General features: G+C 72.0%; 6 protein-coding genes. All 6 read left to right on the forward strand.

Translation table 11 applies throughout. The features are described 5' to 3' along the window. The first annotated feature begins 236 nt into the window (after positions 1-236). The 6 genes from EBN88_RS27905 (at position 237) to EBN88_RS27930 (ending at position 5863) form a co-directional block, all read left to right on the forward strand. Positions 237-998, forward strand: coding sequence for a DeoR/GlpR family DNA-binding transcription regulator (locus tag EBN88_RS27905; RefSeq protein WP_122399816.1), 762 nt, complete (start codon positions 237-239; stop codon positions 996-998). Positions 999-1093: 95 nt separating this feature from the next. Beyond that, positions 1094-2452: an ABC transporter substrate-binding protein gene (locus tag EBN88_RS27910; protein ID WP_122399817.1), complete on the forward strand. Its 1359-nt coding sequence runs from the start codon at positions 1094-1096 to the stop codon at positions 2450-2452. After that, a complete protein-coding gene (locus tag EBN88_RS27915; protein WP_122399818.1) occupies positions 2449-3420 on the forward strand; it encodes a carbohydrate ABC transporter permease in 972 nt (323 codons plus the stop codon). The genes EBN88_RS27910 and EBN88_RS27915 overlap by 4 nt, the downstream gene beginning before the upstream one ends. Further along, a complete protein-coding gene (locus EBN88_RS27920; RefSeq protein ID WP_122399819.1) occupies positions 3417-4280 on the forward strand; it encodes a carbohydrate ABC transporter permease in 864 nt (287 codons plus the stop codon). The genes EBN88_RS27915 and EBN88_RS27920 overlap by 4 nt, the downstream gene beginning before the upstream one ends. Then, positions 4277-5266, forward strand: a complete 990-nt coding sequence (locus tag EBN88_RS27925; RefSeq protein ID WP_122399820.1) for a zinc-dependent alcohol dehydrogenase family protein — start codon at positions 4277-4279, stop codon at positions 5264-5266. Before EBN88_RS27920 ends, EBN88_RS27925 begins: the two co-directional genes overlap by 4 nt. A gap of 102 nt (positions 5267-5368) precedes the next feature. Then, positions 5369-5863 carry an anthrone oxygenase family protein gene (locus EBN88_RS27930; RefSeq protein WP_122399821.1) on the forward strand — a complete coding sequence of 165 codons (495 nt, stop codon included), beginning with the start codon at positions 5369-5371 and terminating at the stop codon, positions 5861-5863. Positions 5864-5948: the final 85 nt, after the last annotated feature.

Raw genomic sequence — 5948 nt, forward strand, 5'->3', positions numbered from 1 at the left:
CGGGCGAGGGACGGGCGTCGGTGGTGCGTTAAACGGGCGTTCGACGGGTCGGACGCGCCCCCTCGCGCGCCGGCTGACCAGGGCGCACGCGCTGGCTCGCGCGCCGGAAAACGGGCAGAAACGGGCGCGAAACCCGGGGGATGCCCCCTGTGCGGGGCCGCCGGGCACCGGTACAAATCTCCGTACGGGCCCATACGGCACGGGCGACGAGACGACGACCGGAGCGGGAGGCGGCCATGGCGGCGGTGGAGCGGCAACGCGCGATCGTGCGGGCCGCCCGCCGGGCTGGCTCGGTCGAGGTGACCGCGCTCGCCGAGGAGCTGCGGGTGGCCAGGGAGACCATCCGCCGCGACCTGCGCGTGCTGGAGGCCCACGGCCTGCTGCGCCGCACCCACGGCGGCGCCTACCCCGTGGAGAGCGCCAGCTTCGAGACCACGCTCGCCGCCCGTTCAACCCGCCACGTCCCGGAGAAGCGACGGATCGCGGCCGCGGCCGCCGAACTGGTCGGCGACGCCGAGACCATCTTCGTGGACGAGGGCTACACCCCGCAGCTGATCGCCGAGTCCCTGCCGCGCGACCGCCGACTCACCCTGGTCACCGCCTCGTTGGCGGTGGCCAGCGCCATGGCCGCGGTCGACGAGTTCACCGTGCTGCTGCTCGGCGGCCGGGTGCGGGACGCCACGCTGGCGACCGTCGACCACTGGGTCACTGACATGCTCGGCGGCTTCGTGATCGACCTCGGCTTCATCGGCGCCAACGGCATCTCCCGCGAGCACGGCCTGACCACGCCCGACCCGGCGGTCGCCGAGGTCAAGCGGCGGGCCGTGGCGGTCTCCCGGCGCCGCGTCTTCGCCGGTATCCACACCAAGTTCGGAGTGGCGAGCTTCTGCCGCTTCGCCGACGTGTCCGACCTGGACACCGTCGTGACCAGCGTGCGCCTCCCCGCGGCCGAGGCCCAGCGCTATGTCCTCAAGGGGCCGCAGGTCATCCGCGTCTGAGCACGCGGCCCCGCCAGGCCACAGACCCCATCAACCGACCCCGGCCGCGCGGGTGGGGCGATCCCGCACGGCCGCCACGACCCCAGGAGCCCCCCATGTCCAAGGGAAGACGACGCAGGCGACGCGCCTGGCTGGCCACGGCCGCCGCCGGAGCGTTGCTGACCTCCTGCGCCGGAGCCGGCGGCCCCGGCTCGGGCGGCGCCAACAGCATCAACGTCCTCATGGTCAACAACCCCCAGATGCTGGCACTCCAGGAGCTGACGGCCGATCACTTCACCGCCGAGACCGGCATCGAGGTGCACTTCACCGTGCTGCCGGAGAACGAGGTGAGGGACAAGATCGGCCAGGACTTCGCCAACCAGTCGGGCCAGTACGACGTGGCGACCATCTCCAACTACGAGACCCCGATCTACGCCAGGAACAACTGGCTCCAGCCGCACGACCCCTACCTCGCCGAGGACCCCGACTACGCCGAGGACGACATCCTGGAGCCGATCCGCACCTCGCTCACCGGCGACGACGGGCAGGTCTACGCCCAGCCGTTCTACGGCGAGTCCTCGTTCCTGATGTACCGCACCGACGTCTTCGCCGAGCACGGGCTGACCATGCCCGAGCGCCCCACCTGGAGCGAGGTCGCCGACCTCGCGGCCGCCGTGGACGAGGCCGAGCCCGAGATGAGGGGCATCTGCCTGCGGGGGCTGCCCGGTTGGGGCGAGGTGATCGCGCCGTTGACCACCGTGGTCAACACCCACGGCGGCACCTGGTTCGACGCAGACTGGCAACCCCGCCTGAACGCACCGGAGTTCGTCGAGGCCACCGAGTTCTACGTCCAACTGGTCCGCGAACACGGCCAGTCGGGCGCCGCGCAGTCCGGCTACGCCGAGTGCCTCAACAACATGGTCCAGGGCAACACCGCCATGTGGTACGACGCGACGGCCGGCGCCGGCTCCCTGGAGGCCGACGACTCGCCGGTGCGCGGCGACATCGGCTATGTCGCCGCCCCCGTCGAGGAGACCGACAGCTCAGGCTGGCTCTATACCTGGGCCTGGGGCATCCAGAAGGCGTCCGAAAAGCCGGACAAGGCATGGGAGTTCGTCTCCTGGGCCTCCAGCGCCGAGTACGAGGAGCTGGTCGGCGAGACCCTCGGCTGGGAGAACGTCCCGGCCGGCAAGCGCTCCTCCACCTACGACAACCCGGCCTACCAGGAGGCCGCCGCCGCGTTCTACGAGGTGACCAGGGACGCCATCAACGAGGCCGACCCGATCGACCCCGGTGTGCAGGAACGCCCGGCCCCCGGCGTGCAGTTCGTCGGCATCCCCGAGTTCTCCGACCTGGGCACCCTGGTCTCCCAGGAGATCAGCGCCGCCATCGCCGGCCAACAGACCGTCCAGGAAGCCCTCGACGCCTCCCAGGACATGGCCGAGTCCGCCACGGAGAGGTACCGCGAGCGATGACCACCACAACGGAATCACCTGCGGGGTCGAGCCGGCCCCGACCCGCCCGTTCCGGCCAGGCCCCGAGACGGCCCGGCCGCGCGAGGGCCTGGGCCACCCGGGCGCCGCTGCTGCCCGCCCTGGTCTTCCTGATCCTCGTCACCCAACTCCCGTTCGCCGCGACCCTGGTGATCTCCCTCTTCGAGTGGAACGCGCTCTACCCGGAGGACCGGGCGTTCACCGGGCTCGACAACTACGAGTCGGTGCTCGGCGAGTCCAGCCTGCGCGGCGCGGTGTTCACCACCGCGCTGCTCACCGCCACCGTGGTGATCGTCAGCCTGCTGCTCGGCCTCGCGCTGGCACTGCTGCTCGACCGCCGCTTCCGGGGACGTGGCCTGGTGCGCACCATGGCCATCACCCCGTTCCTGGTGGTCCCGGTCGCCGCCGCGCTGATGTGGAAGCACCTGCTGTTCAACCCCGAATACGGCCTGCTCAACGGCCTGTTGGGGAAGTTCGGCGACCTCTTCGGCTTTACCGCGCCCCAGCCGGACTGGATCTCGGACATGCCGCTGCTCGCGGTCGAGATCTCGCTGATCTGGCAGTGGACCCCGTTCATGATGCTGATCCTGCTGGCCGGCCTCCAGAGCCGGCCGGCCGAGCTGGCCGAGGCAGCCCGGATCGACGGCGCCGGGGACTGGCAGATCTTCCGCCACCTGACGCTGCCTCACCTGCGGCGCTACCTCGAACTCGGCGCCCTGCTCGGCTCGATCTACGTGGTGCAGAACTTCGAGGCCGTCTACACCCTCACCGGCGGCGCGCTGGACACCGCCAACCTGCCCTTCGTCATCTACCGCGAGTTCTACCGGGCGCAGGACTACGGGGTCGCGTCGGCGGCCGGGGTGCTGGTGGTCATCGGCTCCCTCGCCATCGCCGTCCTCGCGCTGCGCGTGGTGTCCTCGCTCTTCCGGGAGGAGGGAAGCAGGGGATGACCCAACTCACCGCTTCCACACGACAGCTGACGGAACGTCCGCGACGGCCGCGCTCGATCGGGGGTTCCGTGCTGGGCCTGGCGGCCTGGCTCGGCGGGCTGGTGCTCTTCCTGCCGGTGGCCTGGATGGTGCTCACCTCGTTCCACAGCGAGGCCGACGCCGCCAGCAACCCGCCCGCGCTCACCGCCCCGTTGACCCTGGAGGGCTACCGTTCGTTCCTCGACAGCGGGCCCTGGCCGCCGCTGATCAACTCCCTGACCGCCTCGCTGGCCTCCACCGCGCTGGTGCTGCTGCTGGCGCTGCCGGCGGCCTACGCGCTGGCCATCCGGCCGGTGAAGGGCTGGCGCGACGCGCTGTTCTTCTTCCTGTCCACCAAGATGCTGCCCATCGTCGCCGGCCTGCTGCCGATCTACCTCTTCGCCAGGAACGTGGGCCTGCTGGACAACGTCTGGCTGCTGGTCCTGCTCTACACCTCGATGAACCTGCCGATCGCGGTGTGGATGCTCCAGTCGTTCCTCGCCGAGGTGCCGGTCTCGGTGATCGAGGCGGCCCAACTCGACGGCGCCCGGCTGCCGGTGGTGCTCGGCCGGGTCATCGCGCCCATCGTGCTGCCCGGCGTCGCGGCCACCGCGCTGATCTGCTTCATCTTCAGCTGGAACGAACTGCTGCTGGCCCGGGTGCTCACGGGCGTGGTCGCGGAGACCGCGCCGGTGTTCCTGACCCGGTTCATCACCAGCCAGGGCCTCTTCCTGGCGCAGCTCTCGGCTGCCGCCGTCGCTATCTCCCTGCCGGTGCTCGCCGCCGGCTTCGCCGCCCAGGACAAGCTGGTCCAGGGCCTGTCGCTAGGAGCAGTCAAGTGAAAGCCGCCCTCATCGAGTCCGTCGGCCGGGTCAACGTCACCACCGTGCCCGACCCGACGCCCGGGCCGCGCCAGGTGGTGGTGCGGGTCGCGGCCTGCGGGCTGTGCGGGACCGATCTCCACATCAGGCAGGGCGAGTTCGCGCCCACCCTGCCGGTGGTGCCGGGCCACGAGTTCGCGGGCGAGGTGGTGGCCGTCGGCACCGAGGTCACCGAGCGCGCGGTCGGCGAGCGGGTGGCCGTGGACCCCTCGCTCTACTGTCACGAGTGCCGCTACTGCCGCACCGGCCACAACAACCTCTGCGACCGCTGGGCCGCGATCGGGGTGACGGTGCCCGGCGGGGCGGCCGAGTACGCGGTGGCCCCGGTCGCCAACTGCGTTCCGCTGCCCGAGCATGTCGCCACCGAGGACGCCGCGTTGATCGAGCCGCTCTCCTGCGCGGTGCGCGGCTACGACGTGCTGCGCTCCGCGCTGGGCGCCCGGGTGCTGATCTACGGCTCGGGCACCATGGGCCTGATGATGCTGGAGCTGGCCAAGCGGACCGGCGCCAGCGGGGTCGACGTGGTGGACATCAACCCCGAACGGCTCGCCACCGCCGCCGCGTTGGGTTGCTGCCACACGGCGAGCGACGCGGACGAGCTGGACCGGCCCGAGGGCTGGGACATCGTGGTGGACGCCACCGGGAACGCGGCCGCCATCCAGGACGGCCTGGGCCGGGTCGCCAAGGCGGGCACGTTCCTCCAGTTCGGCGTCGCCGACTACGCGACCACCGCCGTGATCGAGCCCTACCTGATCTACAACCGGGAGATCACCATCACCGGATCGATGGCGGTGCTGCACAGCTACGAGCGGGCCGCCGACCTGTTCGCCGCGGGGGTGCTCGACCCGGCGGTGTTCATCAGCGACCGGCTGCCGCTCGACGACTATCCGGCGGCGCTGGACCGGTTCGCCGCGGGGGAGGGGCGCAAGATCGTGGTCCGGCCCTGACGGGCCAGGGCGGCGCGGGTCCCTCGTGGGCTGGACGCTCGCTTATGCGGGGGAGCGGCCCGCTGCTGGTGGGTGGCCCGGCGGCGGGCTTGACTGGGGACCATGACCGCTCTCGCCGCTCTCGCCGCGCTCGTGACCCTGACCCTGGCCGCCGTGATGGCCGGCACGTTCTTCGCCTTCTCCGTCTCCGTGCTGCCGGGTCTCGGCACGGTGGAGCCGGAGCAGGCGGTCGCCGCCATGCGGGGCATGAACGCCAAGATTCTCAACCCGCTGTTTCTGACGCCCTTCGTGGCCGTGCCCCTGACGGCCGCGCTCACCGCCGTGGCGCTGTTCGCGCTGGGGCACCGGGCGGCGGCGCTGGCCTTCCTGGCCGCCGCCCTGGTCTATGGCGTGGGCGCGTTCGCGCCGACCGTGGCCGTCAACGTTCCGCTCAACGACGCGCTGGCCGCCGGCGTGGCCGACACCCCGGAGCGGGCGGCGGCGCTCTGGGCGGACTTCGCCCCGCGCTGGACCCGGTTCAACGCGCTGCGGAGCGCGGCCGGGACGGTGACGGTGGTGCTCACCGGCGTGGGGCTGTTCCTCTGGCGCCGGGCGTGAAGGCGGGGCTGAACGCCGGGCGTGAACGCCGGCCGCTCGCGCGGGCGTTCGGGCCGGCGCGCGGGCCCGGCCCCGCGCGGGCGCT

This window comes from Streptomyces triticirhizae, assembly GCF_003696235.1.
GTDB classification, from domain to species: Bacteria; Actinomycetota; Actinomycetes; order Streptomycetales; family Streptomycetaceae; genus Streptomyces; species Streptomyces triticirhizae.

Bases quoted from the DNA above. Each gene is read 5' to 3' on its own strand.
- EBN88_RS27905 (WP_122399816.1), top strand. From the start codon at position 237: ATGGCGGCGGTGGAGCGGCAACGCGCGATCGTGCGGGCCGCCCGCCGG.
- EBN88_RS27910 (WP_122399817.1), top strand. From the start codon at position 1,094: ATGTCCAAGGGAAGACGACGCAGGCGACGCGCCTGGCTGGCCACGGCC.
- EBN88_RS27915 (WP_122399818.1), top strand. From the start codon at position 2,449: ATGACCACCACAACGGAATCACCTGCGGGGTCGAGCCGGCCCCGACCC.
- EBN88_RS27920 (WP_122399819.1), top strand. From the start codon at position 3,417: ATGACCCAACTCACCGCTTCCACACGACAGCTGACGGAACGTCCGCGA.
- EBN88_RS27930 (WP_122399821.1), top strand. From the start codon at position 5,369: ATGACCGCTCTCGCCGCTCTCGCCGCGCTCGTGACCCTGACCCTGGCC.